This window comes from Yoonia rosea (genome assembly GCF_900156505.1).
GTDB classification, from domain to species: domain Bacteria; phylum Pseudomonadota; class Alphaproteobacteria; order Rhodobacterales; family Rhodobacteraceae; genus Yoonia; species Yoonia rosea.
The window spans coordinates 1,541,496-1,561,587 of record NZ_FTPR01000001.1; the positions used below are offsets into that span (position 1 = coordinate 1,541,496).

The 20,092-nt window shown below is 57.8% G+C and carries 24 protein-coding genes and 1 tRNA gene; 14 read left to right on the plus strand and 11 right to left on the minus strand.

The features are described from left to right. Nucleotides 1-37: 37 nt before the first annotated feature. On the minus strand, nucleotides 38-1,291 hold the full coding sequence (locus B0B09_RS07620; RefSeq protein ID WP_076659065.1) for a sarcosine oxidase subunit beta family protein: 1,254 nt from the start codon (nucleotides 1,289-1,291) through the stop codon (nucleotides 38-40). Between the two features lie 433 nt (nucleotides 1,292-1,724). Here B0B09_RS07620 and B0B09_RS07625 point away from each other — a divergent pair, with 433 nt between their 5' ends. Genes B0B09_RS07625 through B0B09_RS07635 form a run of 3 tightly spaced genes read left to right on the plus strand, consistent with a single transcriptional unit; the run spans nucleotide 1,725 to nucleotide 4,716 of the window. After that, complete coding sequence (locus B0B09_RS07625) at nucleotides 1,725-3,536, plus strand: TadE/TadG family type IV pilus assembly protein (protein WP_076659066.1); 1,812 nt, start codon at nucleotides 1,725-1,727, stop codon at nucleotides 3,534-3,536. Between the two features lie 14 nt (nucleotides 3,537-3,550). Further along, nucleotides 3,551-4,108: a TadE/TadG family type IV pilus assembly protein gene (locus B0B09_RS07630; RefSeq protein ID WP_242654360.1), complete on the plus strand. Its 558-nt coding sequence runs from the start codon at nucleotides 3,551-3,553 to the stop codon at nucleotides 4,106-4,108. A 2-nt stretch (nucleotides 4,109-4,110) separates the two neighbouring features. Beyond that, the gene (locus B0B09_RS07635) at nucleotides 4,111-4,716 is read left to right on the plus strand and encodes a TadE/TadG family type IV pilus assembly protein (RefSeq protein WP_076659068.1); all 606 of its coding nucleotides are present in this window, start codon (nucleotides 4,111-4,113) and stop codon (nucleotides 4,714-4,716) included. Here B0B09_RS07635 and B0B09_RS07640 read toward each other — a convergent pair. Continuing rightward, a complete protein-coding gene (locus B0B09_RS07640) occupies nucleotides 4,713-5,189 on the minus strand; it encodes a hypothetical protein (RefSeq protein ID WP_076659069.1) in 477 nt (158 codons plus the stop codon). The two genes, B0B09_RS07635 and B0B09_RS07640, sit on opposite strands and share 4 nt — an antisense overlap. A 31-nt stretch (nucleotides 5,190-5,220) precedes the next feature. After that, a complete protein-coding gene (locus B0B09_RS07645) occupies nucleotides 5,221-5,817 on the minus strand; it encodes a TetR/AcrR family transcriptional regulator (RefSeq protein ID WP_076659848.1) in 597 nt (198 codons plus the stop codon). A gap of 87 nt (nucleotides 5,818-5,904) precedes the next feature. Between B0B09_RS07645 and B0B09_RS07650 the strand changes: the two genes are divergently transcribed. The 9 genes from B0B09_RS07650 to B0B09_RS07690 all read left to right on the plus strand — a co-directional run bounded on the left by B0B09_RS07650 (nucleotide 5,905) and on the right by B0B09_RS07690 (nucleotide 13,532). Continuing rightward, nucleotides 5,905-6,138, plus strand: a complete 234-nt coding sequence (locus B0B09_RS07650) for a hypothetical protein (RefSeq protein WP_076659849.1) — start codon at nucleotides 5,905-5,907, stop codon at nucleotides 6,136-6,138. Between the two features lie 54 nt (nucleotides 6,139-6,192). Beyond that, complete coding sequence (locus tag B0B09_RS07655; RefSeq protein ID WP_055294579.1) at nucleotides 6,193-7,479, plus strand: homoserine dehydrogenase; 1,287 nt, start codon at nucleotides 6,193-6,195, stop codon at nucleotides 7,477-7,479. A gap of 68 nt (nucleotides 7,480-7,547) precedes the next feature. Beyond that, nucleotides 7,548-8,513 (plus strand): class II fructose-bisphosphatase, encoded by a 966-nt coding sequence (gene glpX, locus B0B09_RS07660; protein ID WP_076659070.1) that lies wholly within the window; start codon nucleotides 7,548-7,550, stop codon nucleotides 8,511-8,513. 71 nt (nucleotides 8,514-8,584) lie between these two features. Next, the gene (recJ, locus tag B0B09_RS07665) at nucleotides 8,585-10,348 is read left to right on the plus strand and encodes a single-stranded-DNA-specific exonuclease RecJ (RefSeq protein ID WP_076659071.1); all 1,764 of its coding nucleotides are present in this window, start codon (nucleotides 8,585-8,587) and stop codon (nucleotides 10,346-10,348) included. Nucleotides 10,349-10,422: 74 nt separating this feature from the next. Further along, a tRNA-Glu gene (locus B0B09_RS07670) sits at nucleotides 10,423-10,497 on the plus strand. 263 nt (nucleotides 10,498-10,760) lie between these two features. After that, nucleotides 10,761-11,558: a hypothetical protein gene (locus B0B09_RS07675; protein WP_076659072.1), complete on the plus strand. Its 798-nt coding sequence runs from the start codon at nucleotides 10,761-10,763 to the stop codon at nucleotides 11,556-11,558. Between the two features lie 137 nt (nucleotides 11,559-11,695). After that, nucleotides 11,696-12,124, plus strand: a complete 429-nt coding sequence (locus tag B0B09_RS07680) for a VOC family protein (RefSeq protein ID WP_055294572.1) — start codon at nucleotides 11,696-11,698, stop codon at nucleotides 12,122-12,124. A 26-nt stretch (nucleotides 12,125-12,150) separates the two neighbouring features. Further along, entirely contained in the window at nucleotides 12,151-12,810 is a 660-nt protein-coding gene (locus B0B09_RS07685; protein ID WP_076659850.1) for a DUF1194 domain-containing protein, read from the plus strand. Next, a complete protein-coding gene (locus tag B0B09_RS07690; RefSeq protein ID WP_076659073.1) occupies nucleotides 12,807-13,532 on the plus strand; it encodes a DUF1194 domain-containing protein in 726 nt (241 codons plus the stop codon). Before B0B09_RS07685 ends, B0B09_RS07690 begins: the two co-directional genes overlap by 4 nt. A 393-nt stretch (nucleotides 13,533-13,925) precedes the next feature. On the opposite strand, the gene B0B09_RS07695 is transcribed toward B0B09_RS07690, so the two are convergent. The 3 genes from B0B09_RS07695 to B0B09_RS07705 form a co-directional block, all read right to left on the minus strand. Next, on the minus strand, nucleotides 13,926-14,447 hold the full coding sequence (locus B0B09_RS07695) for a MarR family winged helix-turn-helix transcriptional regulator (protein WP_055294568.1): 522 nt from the start codon (nucleotides 14,445-14,447) through the stop codon (nucleotides 13,926-13,928). Nucleotides 14,448-14,526: 79 nt separating this feature from the next. Further along, the gene (locus B0B09_RS07700) at nucleotides 14,527-14,799 is read right to left on the minus strand and encodes a succinate dehydrogenase assembly factor 2 (protein WP_076659074.1); all 273 of its coding nucleotides are present in this window, start codon (nucleotides 14,797-14,799) and stop codon (nucleotides 14,527-14,529) included. Further along, a complete protein-coding gene (locus B0B09_RS07705; protein WP_055294563.1) occupies nucleotides 14,792-15,187 on the minus strand; it encodes a helix-turn-helix domain-containing protein in 396 nt (131 codons plus the stop codon). Before B0B09_RS07705 ends, B0B09_RS07700 begins: the two co-directional genes overlap by 8 nt. A gap of 82 nt (nucleotides 15,188-15,269) precedes the next feature. On the opposite strand from B0B09_RS07705, the gene B0B09_RS07710 reads away from it, so the two are divergent. Next, complete coding sequence (locus B0B09_RS07710; protein WP_076659075.1) at nucleotides 15,270-16,472, plus strand: pyridoxal phosphate-dependent aminotransferase; 1,203 nt, start codon at nucleotides 15,270-15,272, stop codon at nucleotides 16,470-16,472. Next, on the plus strand, nucleotides 16,469-16,864 hold the full coding sequence (locus tag B0B09_RS07715; RefSeq protein ID WP_055294559.1) for a hypothetical protein: 396 nt from the start codon (nucleotides 16,469-16,471) through the stop codon (nucleotides 16,862-16,864). The genes B0B09_RS07710 and B0B09_RS07715 overlap by 4 nt, the downstream gene beginning before the upstream one ends. A 38-nt stretch (nucleotides 16,865-16,902) precedes the next feature. Here the strand turns inward: B0B09_RS07715 and B0B09_RS07720 are convergent, their stop codons facing one another. The 5 genes from B0B09_RS07720 to proC form a co-directional block, all read right to left on the minus strand. Continuing rightward, entirely contained in the window at nucleotides 16,903-17,412 is a 510-nt protein-coding gene (locus B0B09_RS07720; RefSeq protein ID WP_076659076.1) for a copper chaperone PCu(A)C, read from the minus strand. Nucleotides 17,413-17,479: 67 nt separating this feature from the next. Next, nucleotides 17,480-17,842 carry a hypothetical protein gene (locus tag B0B09_RS07725; RefSeq protein WP_076659077.1) on the minus strand — a complete coding sequence of 121 codons (363 nt, stop codon included), beginning with the start codon at nucleotides 17,840-17,842 and terminating at the stop codon, nucleotides 17,480-17,482. A 60-nt stretch (nucleotides 17,843-17,902) separates the two neighbouring features. Then, nucleotides 17,903-18,850 carry a 2-hydroxyacid dehydrogenase gene (locus B0B09_RS07730; RefSeq protein WP_076659078.1) on the minus strand — a complete coding sequence of 316 codons (948 nt, stop codon included), beginning with the start codon at nucleotides 18,848-18,850 and terminating at the stop codon, nucleotides 17,903-17,905. After that, nucleotides 18,847-19,185, minus strand: coding sequence for a tRNA-binding protein (locus B0B09_RS07735; RefSeq protein WP_076659079.1), 339 nt, complete (start codon nucleotides 19,183-19,185; stop codon nucleotides 18,847-18,849). Before B0B09_RS07735 ends, B0B09_RS07730 begins: the two co-directional genes overlap by 4 nt. Further along, nucleotides 19,178-19,993 carry a pyrroline-5-carboxylate reductase gene (gene proC / locus B0B09_RS07740; RefSeq protein ID WP_076659080.1) on the minus strand — a complete coding sequence of 272 codons (816 nt, stop codon included), beginning with the start codon at nucleotides 19,991-19,993 and terminating at the stop codon, nucleotides 19,178-19,180. Before proC ends, B0B09_RS07735 begins: the two co-directional genes overlap by 8 nt. Nucleotides 19,994-20,092 lie beyond the last annotated feature (99 nt).

The window sequence follows — 20,092 nt, forward strand, 5'->3', positions numbered from 1 at the left end:
ATCTTGCCATAAATACTCAAAACTCGCACGCCAGCCTCTAGTGCAGGTTGTGCTGAGAGCCCGTGCCCTCTTCATCCATCAAGCCCGCACCGGTGCGGAAGCGGTCCAACCGGAACTTTGCCGCAGGCGCGTGATGCTGACCGGTCGCCATCAGATGCGCAAAGCTGAACCCCGATCCGGGTACAGCCTTGAACCCGCCGTAACACCAGCCACAATCGATAAAGAGCCCCTCCGTCGGCGTCTTGTCGATAATGGGCGATCCATCCGGCGTCATATCCATGATTCCGCCCCAGGACCGCAGCACCTTTGCCTTGCCGATCATCGGCATCAGGGTCATCGCCGCATCCATCACATGCTCTTTCATCGGCAGGTTGCCCCGTGCGGCATACGAGGCGTAAAAATCAATATCGCCGCCAAAAACCAACCCGCCCTTATCCGACTGGCTGATGTAGAAATGGCCCATCCCGAAACTGACAACATGGTCGATCACAGGCTTTAGCCCCTCGGTCACAAAGGCCTGTAAAACATGGCTTTCTATGGGCAATCGCATCCCCGCCATCGCTGCCACCTGGCTTGAGCGTCCGGCCACTACAATGCCCACTTTCTTGGCCCTGATCGCCCCGCGCGTGGTTTGCACGCCTTTCACGACGCCGCCTTCGATATCAATGCCCGTGACCTCGCAATTCTGGATGATATCCACGCCCCGCTGATCCGCGCCGCGCGCATAGCCCCAGGCGACCGCATCATGGCGCGCCGTGCCACCGCGCGGGTGGTAAAGGCCGCCATAGATCGGGAAACGCACGTTGTCGAAATCAAGATAGGGCAGATGTGCGCGCACGCCGTCCTGGTCCAGCAGGATCGCATCATCACCCTGGTTGATCATCGCATTGCCCCGGCGCGCAAAGGCATCGCGCTGGCCGTCGGAATGGAACAGATTGATCAACCCGCGCTGCGAATGCATGACGTTGTAGTTCAACTCCTGCTCCAGTGTTTCCCACATTTTCAGCGAATGGGAGTAGAACTCGGAGTTGCCGGGCAGAAAGTAATTCGCGCGCACAATGGTCGTATTCCGCCCCACATTGCCGCCGCCGATATAGCCCTTTTCCAGCACGGCAATATTGGTCATTCCGTGCTCTTTGGCCAGATAAAACGCGGTCGAAAGCCCATGCCCGCCACCACCGATGATCACCGCGTCATACGCCGCTTTCGGTGCGGGATCGCGCCAAACGGGTTTCCAGCCTTTCTGGCCGAACAGCCCCTCTTTGATCACGCGAAAGCCGGAATATCCCATGCCGCATCCTCTCTGGTTCTGGACGAGCCTAACAAGGGGGCAGACCGGTTGCATATCCTCTTTTCGACGCAGCAACATCTACCCGCGACCCTCAGAGCGCAGGCACGGCAAAAACCACGTCCGCGCCCGGCAAGGCTCGGTTCCAACACCCCTAATTTTCAGGTGAAATCGATTCGCTGCCCGGTCAGTCGCGCCATAAGCAATGTAGATTTATTGCTCATTTTGTGGTCTTTTGGCTTCACACTTTGGCCAACTGTTTCCGAAAAAATTACAGTGCACTCTGAAACATAGCACTGTATCAGCAAATAAGTGGTGCTTTGCCCACACCACGGCACCACGTCATTTTTTTGCCACATCAAAATGTTGAATATGGTACCAACTCTGAGTTTAAGTCTGCCAGCGCCATTTTTTGCGCCGAACGCCTGGGGATCCGATGATGCTGAAATTTAAGAACCGTGAAAACAAATTGGAAAAGTTGCAAAAGGCGCGCCGCGCCTATGTTGAACAACTCGCTTTCATCCGACAGTTCAAGAAAGACGAGGACGGCGGACTGATTGTCTTGACGCTTCTGCTGCTGATATCGATGCTGGTCGTCGGTGGTATGGCTGTCGATTTCATGCGCTTTGAAGCCGAACGGACCAAGCTGCAAAGCGTTTCGGACCGCGCCGTTCTTGCTGCTGCAAACCTGAACCAACAACGCGATGCAAGCGCTGTTCTGACCGATTTCTTCACCGCTGAAGGTTATGCGGATGCGATCGTCGGTGAGCCATTCGTCGAGAAAACTGCAAACGGAAGTGAAATCCGGCTCTCCTCCGCGATCAATATGGACACCTTCTATTTGCGTCTGATCGGTATGGACACCTTAACGGCACCAGCTACCGCAAGTGCTGTCGAAGGGACCGGCAACGTTGAAGTGTCTCTCGTTCTCGATATTTCCGGCTCCATGGGGAGTTCGATGACCGGAAATATCTATCGCCGAAATGCAGATGGTGACCCTATTCGCGATGCGGATGGTAATATCGAGACCTTTGAAGGAACGCGGACACGGATGTTCTTCCTTCAGCAAGCTGCAAACCAGTTTGTTGAAGACCTTTTGCTTCCTGAATATGAGGACCGCATTTCAATCAATCTGATTGCCTATTCACAGCATGTCCGGCTTGGTAACGACCTTTACATGGCGCTAAGAACGACGCCTGACTCGATGAATGAAAATAACGTCATTGGCAGTTCGTTCAGCTCGCTCGAAGATGGTTACTCGGCCCCGCCAGAGTATATTTGGGTCGATGCAGACGGCAATGAAGTGCCAGCGGGCACCGAAGGGGCCAGGCTGCAGGCACCTTGGGATCAGCCTGTGAATGTGGAGTGGGCTGGTGGTTTTGACGTTTACACAAACCCTTCCCGCTGCGTGACATTCGAGGACGACGAATATGAAACGCTGACTTTTGATACGGCCCGCGTTTACGAACAAGTCGAATGGGTGGATTTTTACTCACGTCCGGTTGGACGATCGCGTTTCGACTCCAGCCTACAGAGCGAATCGCAGGGTGATTTTGTAAGAGAGCCGTGTTCTCCTGAAGAGTCGCACGGGATCATACTGATGTCACAGGATATTGACGAATTGCAGGCTGCCATCAACTCTTACTATCCGACTGAAAATACGTCGATTCATCGGGGGATGAAGTGGGGCGTTTCATTGTTGGATCCGTCAATGCGTGACCTGATCGGCAGAATTCAGACCGTCGATGACGCATTCCGTGGCAGAAGGCCCGCCGAATACACCGACCGTACAACCTCGAAATACGTGGTGATCATGACGGATGGTGAAACAGTTTCATCGCAACGGATACTGCCTGAACGTTATGATGAATATGACGAACGTCTCGGATTGTCCGAAACTCCGGCAAATTATTACCCTCGCATTGACGACGATCCTACAACAACTGCAAGTTATGGCTGTTACCAGAATGGGACGTGCGTCTGGTACACCAACAACATCACGGAAACGATCGGTAGCGAAGAAGACCTCAATGAAAAACTGAGTGACATCTGTGAACTGGCCGGAAATCAAGTGACCGAGGTCTATACAATCTCAATGGGTCTTTTCAACGAGACCATGACAGATTGCGCCAGCAAAGAGGGTAATGCATTCCGGTCGACGATCACGAATGATCCGGGCGAACCTGGACTGGACGAGATTTTCCGGAAGATTGCAGAGCAGATCACAGCGTTGCGTCTGGCATTGTAATGGGATCGTTCGCGATGAAAACTCTGCTCCAACATTTCTTGAAAGACGAACGCGGAACCGCGTCGATCGAAATTGTGCTGGTGTTTCCCGTGTTCTTCGGGTTTTTCCTGATGACATATGAGTCAGGGGTCTACTCTGCACGGCAAGTGATGCTAGAACATGGTGTTGACGTCACTGTCCGCGAGATACGCATCGGCGTCATCACAAACCCGGACCGGGATAACCTGCGTGCACGGATCTGTAGCGCGGCCCGCATATTGCCGGACTGCATCCGACAGCTCGAAATCGAACTGGAGCAGCGTGACCCAAGGACTGCTTGGGTTGCGCTTGACGCGGAAGTACGCTGCGTCGATCGGGGTGATCTTGACGCGGATTATGGCGGAACAATTGATCCGACAGGCAACAATGAACTGATGTTCTTGCGGGCTTGCATCCGCATTGACCCCTTCTTGCCATCATCTGCCCTGGGCAAGGCCTTTATCGAAGCGAATGCAGGCGATTCAGCTGCTGGTGAATCCTATGCATTGATTGCAACGGGCGCATTTGTCGTCGAACCTTTCCGGAACGATTAACCATGAAGAGCATTTCATCACTTCTCCGGGCTTTTCGCGATGACGAACGCGGTTCAATGGCGATTGAACTGCTGCTCGTTGTCCCGATCCTGCTATGGGTCTTTTTGTCAACATTTGTCTACTTTGACGTATTCCGTGTCGAAACGAACTCCGTCCGCGCGACGATCACGCTCGCCGAAATGTTCAGCCGCGAGGACACTGTCAATAACACTTTTTTGAACAGTGCGCGAAGTGTTCTGCAAACGCTGACATTTGAAGAAAGCAACCCAGATTACAGGGTGACGGTCTACACATACAACCAGAGTGAAGATGAGTTCCAAGTTGTTTGGTCGCGCAGACGCGGCGATGGCTTCGCGGAAAACTTGAGAACTGCTGACCTTGATGTTCTCAGAGCAGAAGGCCGCCTGCCGCCGATGGATAATTTTGATCAGAACATCTATATTGAGACACGCACAGAATATGACGCGCCTTTCAATATCGGTTTGGGCCCTTTCACTGTGACCAATCTGGAAGACCTGACATTCACGAGCGACATGATCATCCGCCCACGTGGCGTAAGGCTTTGCTTTCAGCAGAACAACGGAAACTCGCTCTGCGGACCAGGTTAATCCTTGATCATCATGCTGATCCGCTCAGCCATGAATTTGGATTGACCTGCGTTCGTCACCCCACCCACACCAACACGGCGCCCAAAGCGCCACCAAAGCCCCGGCAGCCATGCGCGGGGCTTTTTACTGCGCAGCACCAAGGTAAACCCGTTTGACGGCTTAAACGCAAAAACACCCCGATCAACGCTGCGAATGTCGTCAATCCGCGCAAGAACGGTGCCGGTACTATCGCGCAACTCTGTTTCTGTCAGCGTGATGGTAACATGGGTCGCACGGCGGAGCCGTTCTGCCTGCCAGAGCATCAGCACGCCGAACACCAGCATAAACACCATCCAGTGAAACGCAGGAGGGTGCACCAGCGTCAGATAGACCACCAGCGCCCCTAAGCCGAACAGGACACCATAGGCAAAAATGCGGCGCGCAGGCGAGGCCTCTACGACCGCAAGAACCCCGTTTTCATCTGGTTCGAACATGATTTGTCTCCGTGACTGCAGAGGCCTTATCCTACCTTGCAGAGGCTGTCACGGCACGGCGAACCATGTCCCAGTAGATCGCTTCAATTTTGTCGCTCTCAAGCCGCCCGCCTGCACGATACCAATTGCTGATCCCTGTCAGCATCGCAATCAGCGCCATTGTGGTAATGCGCGGATCAGGCACGGCGAAAACGCCCTCTGCTTCGCCATCCCGGAGGATGCTTTCAAGTACATCCTCATAGGCTCGCCGCAGCGCCTCGACGGCTGCGAAATTCTCATCCGTCAGGTTGCGGAGTTCCATATAGGACACAAACACCTGATCGGGGCGCGGCAGATGAAACCGGATATGAAACCGTGTGAACCCTTCCAGCCGCGCAAGACTGTTGCCCTGCAAATCAGCCGCTTCCAGCGCGGCCAGTAGATCAGTCATATGACCCTGCATCAGGTCGAACAAAAGCGTCTGTTTGTCGGGCGTGTAGTTGTAAAGCGCGCCCGCCTGAATACCGACTTCCGCCGCGATCTGGCGCATCGACACCGCCGCATAGCCGTGTCGTGCAATCAGTCGCAACGCCGCAGCGCGCACCCTTGGGCCGGTAATATCAGAGTGGGAACCTTGCTTGCGTGCCATACCAGCCATTTAACTGAACGCTTGTTCATTTGGAAACCCCTCATCGGCAGTTGCCCCCGCCCTACGACCACAGGTATGGTGGCCATCATGCGTCACCTTTGGCTCCTTCCCTTTCTGCTGATCCCCGCCTGCGCCACATTTCCCGCGCTGGACGGCACGGTCAATGATGCCGCAAGGCAGGCCCCGTATCCCACATTGACACAACTTCCCTCACTGCCGCCCGTTTCCGGTTCCGAAAACGCAGATTTACAGGCCCGTATCGCGGCATTGCAGGCCCGCGCAGCACAACTGCGCCAGATTGATATCGCCGCGTTGCAGTAGCCGCGCGCTTTCGCTAGACCCGTGCTGACACAGCACAACGATGGATTCATACAGATGACAACACCACTTCGCCTTGGAATCGCGGGACTTGGCACCGTGGGTGTAGGCATTGTCCGGATTGTGCAGAAACATAGCGCGCTGCTGGCGCTGCGCGCAGGCCGCCCTGTTGAAATCACCGCTGTTTCGGCACGGTCCAAAACCAAGGATCGCGGCGTGGATCTGTCGGCCTATGCTTGGGAGGACGACCCCGTTACCCTTGCAAAACGTGACGACATTGATCTTTTCATCGAAGTGATGGGCGGCCACGAAGGCCCTGCCAAAGATGCAACCGAAGCGGCCATTGCCAGCGGCAAGGATATTGTCAGCGCCAACAAGGCCTTGCTCGCCATCCACGGCCAGGCGCTCGCTGAAGCGGCCGAGGCCGCGGGCCATGTGATCCGCTTTGAAGCGGCTGTCGCTGGGGGCATCCCCGTAGTCAAATCCCTGACCGAGGGCCTCGCGGGCAATGAAATCACCCGCGTCATGGGCGTGATGAACGGCAGCTGCAACTACATCCTGACCCGCATGGAAGATGCGGGGCTCAGCTATGAGGCGGTCTTTGAAGAGGCCAACCAACTCGGCTATCTCGAAGCCGATCCCGAATTGGACGTAGGCGGCATTGATGCGGGTCACAAACTCGCGCTTCTGGCGTCTATTGCCTTCGGCACGCAGGTTGATTTCGACTCGGTCGAGCTTGAAGGGATCGGTTCGGTGACCATCGAGGACATCCATCAGGCCGCCGACATGGGCTTTAAGATCAAACTCCTGGGTGTGGCCCAGATGACCGGACGTGGGCTGGAACAACGGATGTCACCCTGTCTTGTTCCCGACACATCACCCCTTGGCCAGTTGCAGGGCGGCACCAATATGGTCGTGCTCGAAGGTGACGCGGTCAACCAGATCGTTCTGCGCGGCCCTGGCGCGGGCGAAGGCCCCACTGCAAGTGCGGTCATGGGCGATGTGATGGATATCGCGCGCGGATGCCGCATCTCGACCTTTGGCCAGCCCGCGAACACCCTGCGCAAAGCACGCGCCGCGCGCGCCGCTGTGCCCGCTCCTTATTACTTGCGCCTGAAACTGCTCGACAAACCGGGGGCGTTGGCAAAAGTTGCGCACGCCTTGGGCGAAGCAGGCATTTCGATCGATCGGATGCGCCAGTATGACCACACGGACACAACAGCACCCGTTCTGATCGTCACCCACAAGACGACACGGACCGCATTGGAAGAGGCGCTTTCCGATTTCAAATCCACCGGCGTGGTCAGCGGCACCCCTGTCGCAATCCGCATCGAGGCGGTTTAGCGCAAACAGTCTTGTAGCCCGCGCGCGGACAGGCTTTAGGTGGGGTAAGTTACAAAAGGACTTTTCTGATGCCCGCCGCACTTGATTTCAACGACCGCAACCTGTCTCTGGGCCTCGCCCGCGTCTCCGAGGCTGCGGCTATCGCCTGCACACCACTGATCGGACGCGGCGACGAGAAGGCGGCAGATCAGGCCGCGGTAGATGCCATGCGCACCCAGTTGAACAAGCTGGATATCGCAGGCGTCGTGGTCATCGGCGAGGGCGAACGCGACGAGGCGCCCATGCTGTTCATCGGTGAAGAAGTGGGCACTGGCAACGGCCCCGGCGTGGATATCGCCCTTGATCCGCTGGAAGGCACGACACTGACCGCAAAAGACATGCCCAACGCGCTGGCCGTGATTGCGATGGGACCGCGCGGGTCGATGCTGCACGCGCCTGACGTCTATATGGACAAGCTCGCTGTCGGCCCCGGCCTGCGCCCCGGCGTTGTGACCCTTGATATGTCCCCCTCCGAGCGTGTCTCGGCGCTCGCCGCCGCCAAAGGCTGTTCGACCAACGATATCACCGTCTGTGTACTGGAACGCCCGCGCCACGAAGACATGATCGCGGAAATCCGCAGCACCGGTGCCGCAATCCGTTTGATCACTGACGGTGACGTGGCCGGTGTGATGCATTGCGCCGAACCCGACGTGACCGGCATTGATATGTATATGGGTTCCGGCGGGGCGCCAGAAGGTGTTCTGGCCGCAGCCGCACTGAAATGCATGGGTGGGCAGATCTTTGGCCGTTTGCTGTTCCGCAACGATGACGAACGTGGCCGCGCCAAGAAAGCAGGCATCACCAATTTCGACCGCGTCTATACCCGCGACGACATGGTGACAGGCGATGTGATCTTTGCCGCGACCGGTGTGACCGACGGATCGCTCGTGCCGGGCATCAAGCGCGAGGTCGGCTTTGTGACTGCCGAAACGATCCTGATGCGCTCCAAGACCGGATCGGTGCGGCGTATGATTTACCGCAACCCAACCAGCTAGACGCGGATTTTTGGCCACGACGCGCAGGAAGCCGTGGCCAAACGCTGGCACACCGCATAGTGTGTCAGATAATGAATACACCCCAAGATAAACCCGCATTTTTGAATGTGACTGTCTCTGCGACGGGTCGGCGCTGGGTTGGTCCCAGCGTGGAAGAAGACCGGCTGTCAGAGGCGATGGCCCAGGAAACTGGCCTGCCCGCCCCGCTTTGCCGTCTGCTGGTGCGGCGCGGTGTCAGCGCACAGGACGCCCCCGGCTTTCTTGCGCCGACCTTGCGTGACCTTTTGCCGGACCCGCGCGTTCTGAAAGACATGGATGCGGCAACAAAGCGTTTTTTGCAGGCGCTGGACAAGAACGAACGCATCGCCATTTTCGCCGACTATGATGTGGATGGCGGCACCTCGGCGGCCCTGCTGATTTGCTGGCTGCGCGATATGGGGCAGCAAGCGACGCTTTATGTGCCCGACCGGATTGACGAAGGCTACGGCCCCAATGATGAGGCCATGGCCGCCCTTGCGCGCGACCACGATCTGATTATCTGCGTCGATTGCGGCACGCTTTCTCATGGGCCGATTGCGGCGGCCAAAGGCGCCGATGTCATCGTGCTCGACCACCATTTGGGCGGCGAGACGCTGCCAGATGCGGTGGCGGTCGTGAACCCCAACAGGCAGGATGAGACAGGCGATCTTGCGCATCTCTGCGCGGCGGCTGTGGTGTTTCTGATGCTGGTCGATGCCAACCGGCAATTGCGCGAAGCAGGCCGGAAAGGCCCCGATCTTATGGCGATGCTTGATCTCGTGGGTCTTGCGACCGTGGCCGATGTGGCCCCGCTCATCGGTGTGAACCGCGCCTTTGTGCGCCAAGGGCTGACTGTGATGGCACGGCGTAGCCGCATCGGTTTAACCGCTCTTGCTGATGTTGCAGGGCTTGACCAGGCACCAACCAGCTATCACCTCGGGTTCCTGCTGGGCCCGCGCGTCAACGCCGGCGGGCGCATCGGCAAAGCTGACCTTGGCGCGCGGCTCTTGGCCTGTGACAACCGGCATGAAGCCGAATCGATGGCCGCCAAACTGGATCAGTTGAACACAGAGCGCCGCGAGGTCGAAGCGCAGGTGCGTGATATGGCGCTGGAGCAAGCCACCGCACGCGGGCTTGACGGGCCGCTGGTCTGGGCCGCAGGCGAAGGCTGGCACCCCGGTGTTGTGGGCATCGTCGCCGCACGCCTGAAAGAGGCCACCAACCGCCCCGCCATCGTCATCGGGTTGGATGGCGACGAAGGCAAAGGCTCGGGCCGTTCGGTATCCGGTGTTGATCTGGGCGCCGCAATCCAGCGCACCGCGCAAGAGGGCCTGTTGATCAAAGGCGGCGGGCATAAAATGGCGGCTGGCCTGACCGTTGCGCGCGACAAGCTCGATGAAGCCATGGCGCGTTTGGGCGACCTACTCGCAAAACAGGGGGCCGCTGACATCGGCCCTGCAGACCTCATTATTAGCGGCATCCTGATGCCCGGTGCCGCCACCGTGGACCTGATCAACCAGATTGAGGACGCAGGCCCTTTCGGCGCAGGCGCCCCTGCCCCGCGTTTTGCCTTCCCCGATTGCCAGATCCACTTTGCCAAACAGGTGGGCGCGAACCATCTGAAAATCAGCTTCGGCGATGGCTTGGGCGGCCGGATTGATGGAATCAGTTTCGGCGCAATGGACGGACCGCTCGGGCCAATGCTGCTCAATCATAACGGGGCACGGTTCCACCTGGCGGGGCGGCTTGAAATCAATAGCTGGCAAGGCCGCCAGTCCGTGCAATTAAGGCTTGAAGACGCCGCACCCGCCCACTGAAAATAGCCTGCAAAAAACGAAAAAAGCCTCTTGCGCGCCCCGCGTGGTTTCCCTAAAAGCGCCACACCAACTGCGGTCCCTTCGTCTATCGGTTAGGACGCCAGGTTTTCAACCTGGAAAGAGGGGTTCGATTCCCCTAGGGACTGCCATTGGTCATCCTTCAGCATCACATTTGATATTCGACTGCGCCATTTCAGGCCGGCGTTTGGTTATATCTGCCTGCGCGATTCCGTCGGCAAAACACCCCTCAAACACCGGACGCTTGCCTTTCGGCTTTCAGATACCGTCCATGATAGATATTTTAAGAGCTTGCTCTGCCCAAGACTGCGGGGCTAGTTTTACTATCAAGCGTCCGACGCGGCTGGTTTGCACCCGTGCGACCGCAAAAGCCATTTTACGAGGGGACAAAACAATGGAAACCGACGTCACTTTGAGCGCACGCATTGCCGATCATATGGCGCAGGCGATAAGAGCAACAGCAGTCGATACGGTCCCCTGCCAACATGCCATGCTGTCGGGGCTGTTTCCGGACGATGTCTACCAGCGCATGCTGCAAAACATCCCCGCACGAGATGCATTTCGCCCAATGAGCCTTGACCTGTTCCATGATAAGCACGGTGTATCGACCCGTGATCTCATTGAATTGCCCGAAATTGGCGTCGCGCGGATCAGCAAAGACCAGCAAAGCCTCTGGTGGGCTGTCGGCACCGCAATCATGTCGGATAAGGTGAAATCAGCGGTTTTTGACGGGCTTGCCGAAGACCTTGCGCCGGTCCTGAATGTCGACAAATCTCAGGTCAATAATCAAGAGGTTTTTGTCAGCACGGCGCTGCGTTTCGAGACAGAATCCTATTATATGCCGCCCCATTTTGATGACTTGCCTCGGGTTGCGACCATGCTGATCTACCTCCCCGAGGACGACAGCCTTGATGGGCTGGGCACCTCGCTTTACGATTTTGCGCCCAAGTGGCAAAGGCCGTTTCGCGCGGCCCATCGTGAACTGCGCCGCGCGCCGTTCCTGCCGAACAGTGGAATTTGCTTTTCTGGGAACGGGCGTAAAAAACGGCCCGGCTGGCACGGCTTTGAACGCGTGGACAAAGCGACGCTCGGTGATGCGCCCCGCATCAGTTTGCTGACAACATGGTATACCGGAACCCGCGAAACACATGCCAGCACCCCCGATATCCTGCCGGTCACGGCTGACGTCTGACGGTACCTGACCGCTTGCAGGGCCAATAGGGGTGGAGCGCGGCCAAACACGTTCATTCGTCAAAACGACGGTGCAGGCATTTACTGTCACGCGCGAAACACTAGGCTATTGGGGACAATACCGAAACGGAGCACCCAATGTCCCTGAAATATCTACACACGATGGTCCGCGTAAAAGACCTTGAGAAATCAATCGCTTTTTTCGAACTGCTCGGCCTGAAAGAAACACGCCGGATGGAGAGTGAAGCGGGGCGTTTCACCCTGCTTTTCATGGCCCCTCCCGGGCAAGAAGAATGCCCTGTTGAGCTGACATACAACTGGGACGGCGATGACGGCCTGCCTTCGGACAGCCGGCACTTTGGACATCTGGCCTACCGCGTGTCCAACATCTACGAGGTCTGCCAGCATTTGATGGACAATGGCGTGACCATCAACCGTCCGCCCCGCGACGGACACATGGCCTTTGTGCGTTCGCCCGATAACATCTCGATCGAGCTTTTGCAGGAAGGTGACAACCTGCCTCCGGCCGAACCTTGGGCCAGCATGGAAAACACGGGCCATTGGTAAAATCCGGCGTCCTGTTCTGCCTTTGCATGGCGGCAGCGCCCGTTGAGGCCTGCCGCCTTGCGCTTGTGCTTGCGCTTGATGTTTCATCCTCGGTCGATGCCGATGAAGACCGGTTTCAGCGTGGCGGCCTTGCGGCGGCCCTGCTTGCGCCCGAGGTGCAAGAGGCCTTCTTCGCCAGCCCCGATCCTGTTGCGCTACAAATCTTTGAGTGGAGCGGTAAGTACAACCAGACCGATCTTTTGAACTGGACGCTGATCCGGTCACCTGCCGACCTGCTCTTGGCCGCAGAGGCGCTGAACAACAGCACAAGAAGCGTCAACGACATGCCAACGGCGATGGGCTATGCGCTGGGCTATGCATCCATCAAACTGCGATCCGCCCCGCCCTGCCTGTTCCAGACAATCGATATGGCCGGGGATGGCGTTAATAATGACGGCTTTGGCCCCTCCAGCGCCTATATGGCCTATCCCTTTGACGGGGTGACGGTGAACGGGCTGGCCGTGGCCGCAGCAGACAACACCGCCCGCGATTATTATCTGGCAGAGGTCATCTACGGCCCGAATGCCTTTCTTGAGGTCGCCTACGGCTTTGCCGATTTCGAAGATGCGATGCGGCGCAAACTGGTGCGCGAACTGTCATCCCAGATTATCGGGCGCGCGCAGGCACGTAGCGAGGCCGAGGGATGATGCGGGCATGCCTGTTTGTGATGCTCTTGCCGGGCATCGCCCAGGCCGCTTGCAGACAGGCACTTTCGCTTGGTCTCGATGTGTCAAGCTCGGTCGATCAATCCGAATATGAGCTTCAGCTTGACGGGGTGATCACCGCTTTGAACGCACCGGTCGTGATGGACATCCTCTTTTTGCAACCTGACGCACCGGTCCGCCTGCATGTGTTTGAATGGAGCGGGCCCGTCAATCAAACGGTCATTGTGCCGTGGACAACAATCAACACGCCCGCAGATATCTCTGCGATCAGCACGCGCCTGCGCGCACACGAACGGGGCGTGCCCGCGCCAACCACTGCTGTCGGATCCGCGTTGCTTGCAGGCTTTTCCTACCTCGAAGACCAGGCGGACTGCTGGATCCGAACCCTTGATCTGTCAGGGGACGGCGAAACCAATACCGGACCGCTGCCCGAGGACATACCTGACAGTGCGACCCCCGCTGGTGTCACGGTCAACGGGCTCGTCGTGGGGTCGGGCAACTTTTTCGGCGATCAGGTTAGCCGCACCGCGCTGGCCGATCTCGAAGTCTATTACCGTGAGAACGTCATCCGCGGACCGGTTGCCTTTGTCGAGGTGGCGCAGAACTATGACGACTACGCCGCCGCTATGGAGCGCAAACTCTTGCGCGAGCTTTCCGCCCTGGCGGTCGGACAATTAGGCCCCCGACAAAGAACAGACGGGTGATCCGCTTTACCCGTCACTTTTTCGCGCTGTCCGCCCTGGGCAGGGTCGGAACCTATTAAATCCACAGGTTCAATCGCAATGAGTGCAGTTAAGAGACTGCAGCTTGCAGGGTTATCAAACGCGCCAGACAGCCATGCGGTACGCGGCTGTGGGGCTTATGCCCCTGCGATGGAACCGAAACCGCTGCGTGAACTGACCCGCCTCGCCATCGGCGCTGGCGCTTCTGAAGCATACTGATTGGCACCTGGATTGCCGCTTGGATGTAACACGGGCCGCCACGCAACGTGACGGCCCGCAAAAACACGATCCTCGTTAACAACAAGCGCTACAGGACACTTGCGGAAGCGACAGTTCAACCGTGCCGACAAGGACCTATTGACGCAACTTGCCCGATCAATAGATGTACCGGATCTGTTCGGTCCAATACCGCTCAACCCGCCGCAGCGATGCGGTGATATCCTCGACACCTTTTTGATCCAGCACGCCACGATCCATCAGACCCTCAGCGTGGGTGCGGAACAACCGTGACACAAGGACATGTACGCCACGCCCTTTTTCGGTCAGCCGCACGCGGACAGAACGGCGGTCGATTTCGCTGCGCTGATGGTGCATATAGCCCGCTTCGACCAGTTTCTTGAGGTTATAGGATACGTTCGAGCCCTGATAATATCCGCGGGATTTCAGCTCGCCCGCCGTGACCTCGTTGTCGCCAACGTTGAACAGCAGCAACGCCTGCACGGGGTTGATCTCAAGCAGGCCAACCCGTTCAAATTCATCCTTGATCACGTCAAGCAACAAGCGGTGCAACCGTTCAACAAGGTTCAGGGCGTCAAGATAAGAGTCCATGAACGCCACACTGCGCGCGCCCGGCAATTGGGTCGTTCCAACCTCGTCCAAATCGGTATGAATGCTCATTTATCTGTTGCTCCATGTAATCTCCGCAATTTGGGATAAAACGAAACAACCAATATTCGGTTAAGCGCAGAACACTTTTTTACGCAGGCCGCGTGACCCCTTCGGCACCCTCCGAAATCCGTGTCACAAGATCAAGGTACTCGGGGGGTGTCGGAAACTGGCCACCAACCCAACCATAGATATCGTGGTCATTCTCCGACAAGAGCCGGTCATACAAGACCAGCGCCTCGTCCGAAAACGCGGCCAGATGTGCATCGGCAAAAGCCGACAGGATCAAATCCATTTCCTTGATCCCGCGCCGCATGGAGCGCATGCGCAGGCGTTTGATCATTGTCTCACGTGTCTCAGACATCTTGGTCCTTCAAGGCTTTGCGCAGGCGCTTTTCCAGCCGCCCCAGTTTTTCACTCGATTGTTGCATCTGGCCGCGCAACACCCGCATCTCGGCCAGCAGATCAACCAGATCACTGGTCAAGCTGGTCTCGCTATCGGGGGCGTCGGGGCCTTCACCCTCACCGGTCAGAAGCCAGCTCATCGACACACCGACAACACCAGATACCATCTGCAAACGGTTCGCGCGGGGTTCCTTGGTGTCGTTCTCCCACGCTGCAATTGTGTTCGGTTTCACGCCCAGCTTTTCAGCCAGCGCTTGCTGCGTCAGGCCCGCTGCTTCACGCGCACCCGCGAGACGGTCGCCAAAGGTGGCAATCTCTTCGCTGTACCAGTCCTGATCACTCGCCATCATCTGCTCCTTCAATTGCTTGCCTTATAGCAGTCAGGCATCCTATGTCATAGGCAGCGCCTTTTTACCACCGGATGATCCCATGACCTTTCTTTCTGCGACACTGTCCCGCGTCAAACCGTCCCCCACAATCGCCGTCACAACAAAGGCCGCAGAACTGAAGGCCGCAGGCCGTGATGTGATCGGCCTTGGCGCGGGCGAGCCTGATTTCGACACGCCCCAGAACATCAAGGACGCCGCCGTCGCGGCCATTGCGGCAGGCAAAACGAAATACACCGCAGTTGACGGCATCCCCGAATTGAAAGAGGCGATCTGCGCCAAATTCAAGCGCGACAATGAACTGGCCTATACGCCAGCCCAAGTGACTGTCGGCACAGGCGGCAAGCAGGTACTCTATAATGCCTTCATGGCCACCCTGAACCCCGGTGACGAGGTCATTATCCCTGCTCCTTACTGGGTCAGCTATCCGGACATGGTCCTTCTGGCCGGTGGCACGCCGGTGACGGTTGAGGCTTCGTTAGAGGCGAATTTCAAAATCACCGCCGAACAACTTGAGGCGGCGATTACGCCAAACACCAAGTGGTTCCTGTTCAACTCGCCTTCCAACCCGACAGGTGCGGGCTATAGCTGGTCCGAGTTGAAAGCCCTGACAGACGTCTTGCTGCGCCACCCCCACGTCTGGATCATGACCGATGACATGTACGAACATCTGGCCTACGGAAATTTCAAATTCTGCACGCCCGCACAGGTCGAACCGCAGCTCTACGACCGTACGCTGACGGTGAATGGCGTCTCGAAAGCCTATGCCATGACAGGCTGGCGCATCGGCTATGCGGCAGGGCCGGAAGATCTGATCAAGGCGATGCGCAAGGTACAATCGCAATCCACCTCGAATCCCTGCTCCGTCAGCCAATATGCAGCGGTCGAGGCCCTGAACGGCACGCAGGATTTCCTTGCCCCGAATAACACGCTTTTTGAACGCCGCCGCGATCTTGTGGTGGATATGCTGAACAAGGCGCCGGGGATTGTCTGCCCGAAACCCGAAGGGGCATTCTATGTCTATCCGTCCATCGCAGGCTGCATTGGCAAGACCTCGGCGGTGGGCACGGTGATCGACAATGACGAAACATTTGCCACGGCGCTGTTAGAGGAGACAGGTGTCGCGGTCGTCTTTGGCGCGGCCTTTGGCCTGTCCCCCAATTTCCGTGTCAGCTATGCCACGTCTGATGCAGCGCTCAAAGAGGCCTGCCAGCGGATCATCACCTTCTGCGAAGGCCTGACATGACAGACCTGCCCGAACTTTATTTCCGCATCCGCGAGAACGGCGCAGCAGTGTTCCGCATCAACACCGCAAACCGTGAGCGCCGGATCGAGATGGAACAGATCGCCGTGGTGAACACCAACCGTGGTGATTTCAAAGCGCAGGGTGACGCGACGCTGAGTGCGACCGAAGAGCGTGCCATTGGCGATTGGCTGCAAGCACGCCTGAACCTGCTGGCCGCGCGTGATATGGACGATATCCATCGCGCAATCGACCATCTGAACCTGACAGCACACTGGGCGCAGGCCAAAGCGACAGATGCACAGCTTGAGCAGGTCACGGATAGTCTTTTGATGGCCATGCATGATCTGCGCAACGTGCTGGTGCGCAAAAAGGCGGATCGCCTGCAAGGCTAGGGTATGGCGGGCCACCAAAGCGGCCCGCCGCCAGACAATCAGTTGCCCATTTGATGCGCGCTGTGGTCCATGTCACCATGGTTCATCCCACCATGGTCATTCATGCCACGCGCTTCGACAGTGAACACAATGTCGATCCGGCCTGCGTTCTCGAAGACCAGCGTTGCAGGCACCTGCTCGTCCACCTCGAAGGGATCGCCGCCAAGGCCCATGAACATCACATGAAATCCACCCGGCTGCAGCTTCACGGTTTCACCGGCGGGCAGTGTAAGCCCCTCTTCCAGATGGATCATACGCGCCACATCGCCGTCCATTTCAGTGGTGTGAACTTCGACGCGCGGATAATCAGCCTCAACCGCAAGCAGCCTGTCTGCTGTGTCGCCGGTATTCGTGATGGTCATGAACCCGCCCGCCGTTTGCGCGGTTTGCGCGGTTTCAAAGGCCATCGGGTGGTCGATCACAAGATCACCGATCTTGTATTCATGTGCTGTTGCAGTGGACGCAAAAACACAGAGGGCGGCGGTCGCCGCGTAGGACATAAGTTTCATAAGAGGGTCTCCAATGTGCGGTCCCTTCTTGGGCCGCAGGTGTTTGATCGTTTCAGTGAGGGAAAGATCAAACCATTGGCGGCGCGCGCACCGGACACGCGGGATTGGCAGCATGTGCAGACGGCGCCGCTGCGGCGTAGCCCGCGACGTGCAGCAGATGTGCTTCAAGCTCTGAAGGCGCGGCTATCGCAGCTGATGGGACCACAGCCCCATAGACCAAACGGCAAGCATCACAATGGCCACCACCGGCATCCCATTGGCCGGCATCGCTACAGATATCGGCCAGCGCACCACCGGCTGCCACATAGGCAAGCAGGCTGTCATCAATATCCGGTGTCGCAAAGCGATGCGCAAAACCGGCACCCGCCATCGCGACAAGCACCGCGAAAGTCAGAAAAAACCGGCTGAACTGAGAAGCTAGATAACGCATGTTGCGGTCGATATAGTCCCTGCGCGCATGGCAATCCAGACCCGATCTGCGGGCACGCCGTTACACGGCCTGCGGCAGCGGGCGGCCTTCTTCCCATGCGATGATATTGTCCAGCGCCATCTGGCCCATCGCCTCACGCACTTCAAGCGCGGCAGTGCCCAGATGCGGCAGCAGCACAACGTTCTCCAGCGCACGGAACGCATCCGGTACGTGCGGTTCATGCTCAAACACATCAAGGCCCGCGCCAGCAATCTGACCCGCCTGCAACGCCGCGATCAGCGCCGGCTCATCCACAACATCCCCGCGCGCGATATTGACGAAGATCCCCGTTGGCTTCATCGCGGCCAATGCAGCCGCATCAATCATATGCGTGTTCTCGCCGCCCCCGGGGACAGTGGCCACGATAATATCACAGGCCCCCATCAACGCCGTCAGGCTCTCGACCTGTTCGGCAGGGAAATCCACGGTCTTGGGAGAGCGGTTATAGAATTTCACCGGCATCTCGAACCCGTAATGACAGCGCCGCGCCACAGCCTGCCCGATCCGGCCCATGCCGACGATGCCCACTGTCTTGCCCGTCACATGGGTCCCCAGCATCTGTGTCGGGCCCCAGCCTGTCCATTGATCGGCACGCACCAGCCGCTCACCCTCGCCAGACCGGCGACAGGCCGACAAGATCAGGGTCAGACCGATATCGGCGGTGGCATCCGTCACCACATTAGGTGTGTTCGACACCAGCACATCAGCCATGCGCGCCGCCTCGACATCAATGTGGTTATACCCCACCCCAAAATTCGCCAGCACCTTGCACCGCAGATCACCGATAAAGGCCTCGGCCGTAAACTGATCCCCCAAAGTCGGCAAAATCGCATCATACTCCGCCAGGGCCTGGGCCGCCTCAACCATTGTCAGACCCACGGCAGTATCGCGCACAGTCACGTCAAAACGCGCACGGGCGGCAGCCAGATTGGCCTCGGGCAGTTGGCGGGTGATCAGCAGTTTCTTCAATGTAGACGTCCTCCTAGGGGTACAGGGTGATCAGGGCCGATCAATACGATTTCACCATCTGCATCAGGCAGGCCCAGCACAAGAACTTCAGACATGAACTTGCCGATCTGACGGGGCGGAAAATTCACAACAGCCATCACCTGACGGCCAACCAAAGCTTCAGGCGCATAATGCGCTGTGATCTGGGCCGAGGTCTTTTTCTCGCCGATATCCCCGCCGAAATCGATCCAGAGTTTGATCGCAGGTTTACGGGCCTCGGGATAGGGTTCGGCGCGCAGAACGGTGCCGACGCGCACATCGACCTTCAGGAAATCGTCAAAGGTAATCTCACCCATTCGCCAACTCGCGCGACCGGTTCGCCGCCGCCGCTACCGCGCGGCGCAACAGATGTGGGAACCCTGTCTTGGCATCCATCAGAACCTCAAGTGCCGCCTGCGTCGTGCCATTGGGTGAGGTCACGTTGGTGCGCAACTGCGCGGGGTTTTCGTCCGATTGCTCGGCCAGATCACCCGCACCAGCAACAGTGGCCTTGGCAAGCTGCATCGAGAGCTCTGCCGACAGACCCTGCGCCATGCCAGCAGCGGCCAAGGATTCGATCAAGTGGAACACATAGGCCGGACCCGAGCCCGAAATTGCCGTAACCGCATCCATCTGGTCTTCGGCATCCAGCCGGACAACATCGCCCACCGACAGCATAAGCGCCTCGGACAGGTCCAGATGATCATCTTGCACCATTGCATTCCCGATGATCGCGGTGATCCCCCGACCGATAGAGGCGGGCGTGTTGGGCATGGCACGTACGATAGGCGTCTTCGGCCCCAGCACCTCCTCAAAAGTGCTGATCGGGGTGCCCGCAGCAACCGAGATGACCAGTGTCTTGCCATTGCCCAAAGACTTCACGTCAGGCAGCGCATCAGACATCATCTGTGGCTTGACCGCGATGATCACTACGGCTGGATTAGGGGGGGTCTCGCCGCTGATCGCCACGCCCTGTTCTTTCAGCCAATCGGATGGATTGGGGTCAATCACCCAAACGGATGTTGGGGGCAATCCGGTGCGTAACCACCCTTCCAACATAGCCGACCCCATCTTGCCGCAGCCCAACAACACAAGCCCGCGCTTTGCAACATCAGTCATATTCATTGACGCACCTCTTGAATAACTCTCAAGAGGTTAGCCAAGCCGAAGGGCAGTTGGAAGATGCGTTCTGCAAATTAGAGAGATGGCAAAGGCGGCCAGACC

Coding starts and splice junctions, on each gene's coding strand:
- B0B09_RS07635 (WP_076659068.1), top strand. CDS start 4,111: ATGAAGAGCATTTCATCACTTCTCCGGGCTTTTCGCGATGACGAACGC.
- B0B09_RS07625 (WP_076659066.1), top strand. CDS start 1,725: ATGATGCTGAAATTTAAGAACCGTGAAAACAAATTGGAAAAGTTGCAA.
- B0B09_RS07675 (WP_076659072.1), top strand. CDS start 10,761: ATGGAAACCGACGTCACTTTGAGCGCACGCATTGCCGATCATATGGCG.
- B0B09_RS07720 (WP_076659076.1), bottom strand. CDS start 17,412: ATGAAACTTATGTCCTACGCGGCGACCGCCGCCCTCTGTGTTTTTGCG.
- B0B09_RS07620 (WP_076659065.1), bottom strand. CDS start 1,291: ATGGGATATTCCGGCTTTCGCGTGATCAAAGAGGGGCTGTTCGGCCAG.
- B0B09_RS07655 (WP_055294579.1), top strand. CDS start 6,193: ATGACAACACCACTTCGCCTTGGAATCGCGGGACTTGGCACCGTGGGT.
- B0B09_RS07640 (WP_076659069.1), bottom strand. CDS start 5,189: ATGTTCGAACCAGATGAAAACGGGGTTCTTGCGGTCGTAGAGGCCTCG.
- B0B09_RS07735 (WP_076659079.1), bottom strand. CDS start 19,185: ATGGGTGAGATTACCTTTGACGATTTCCTGAAGGTCGATGTGCGCGTC.
- proC (WP_076659080.1), bottom strand. CDS start 19,993: ATGAATATGACTGATGTTGCAAAGCGCGGGCTTGTGTTGTTGGGCTGC.
- glpX (WP_076659070.1), top strand. CDS start 7,548: ATGCCCGCCGCACTTGATTTCAACGACCGCAACCTGTCTCTGGGCCTC.
- B0B09_RS07715 (WP_055294559.1), top strand. CDS start 16,469: ATGACAGACCTGCCCGAACTTTATTTCCGCATCCGCGAGAACGGCGCA.
- recJ (WP_076659071.1), top strand. CDS start 8,585: ATGAATACACCCCAAGATAAACCCGCATTTTTGAATGTGACTGTCTCT.
- B0B09_RS07685 (WP_076659850.1), top strand. CDS start 12,151: ATGGCGGCAGCGCCCGTTGAGGCCTGCCGCCTTGCGCTTGTGCTTGCG.
- B0B09_RS07725 (WP_076659077.1), bottom strand. CDS start 17,842: ATGCGTTATCTAGCTTCTCAGTTCAGCCGGTTTTTTCTGACTTTCGCG.
- B0B09_RS07705 (WP_055294563.1), bottom strand. CDS start 15,187: ATGGCGAGTGATCAGGACTGGTACAGCGAAGAGATTGCCACCTTTGGC.
- B0B09_RS07630 (WP_242654360.1), top strand. CDS start 3,551: ATGAAAACTCTGCTCCAACATTTCTTGAAAGACGAACGCGGAACCGCG.
- B0B09_RS07695 (WP_055294568.1), bottom strand. CDS start 14,447: ATGAGCATTCATACCGATTTGGACGAGGTTGGAACGACCCAATTGCCG.
- B0B09_RS07645 (WP_076659848.1), bottom strand. CDS start 5,817: ATGGCACGCAAGCAAGGTTCCCACTCTGATATTACCGGCCCAAGGGTG.
- B0B09_RS07690 (WP_076659073.1), top strand. CDS start 12,807: ATGATGCGGGCATGCCTGTTTGTGATGCTCTTGCCGGGCATCGCCCAG.
- B0B09_RS07710 (WP_076659075.1), top strand. CDS start 15,270: ATGACCTTTCTTTCTGCGACACTGTCCCGCGTCAAACCGTCCCCCACA.
- B0B09_RS07680 (WP_055294572.1), top strand. CDS start 11,696: ATGTCCCTGAAATATCTACACACGATGGTCCGCGTAAAAGACCTTGAG.
- B0B09_RS07650 (WP_076659849.1), top strand. CDS start 5,905: ATGCGTCACCTTTGGCTCCTTCCCTTTCTGCTGATCCCCGCCTGCGCC.
- B0B09_RS07700 (WP_076659074.1), bottom strand. CDS start 14,799: ATGTCTGAGACACGTGAGACAATGATCAAACGCCTGCGCATGCGCTCC.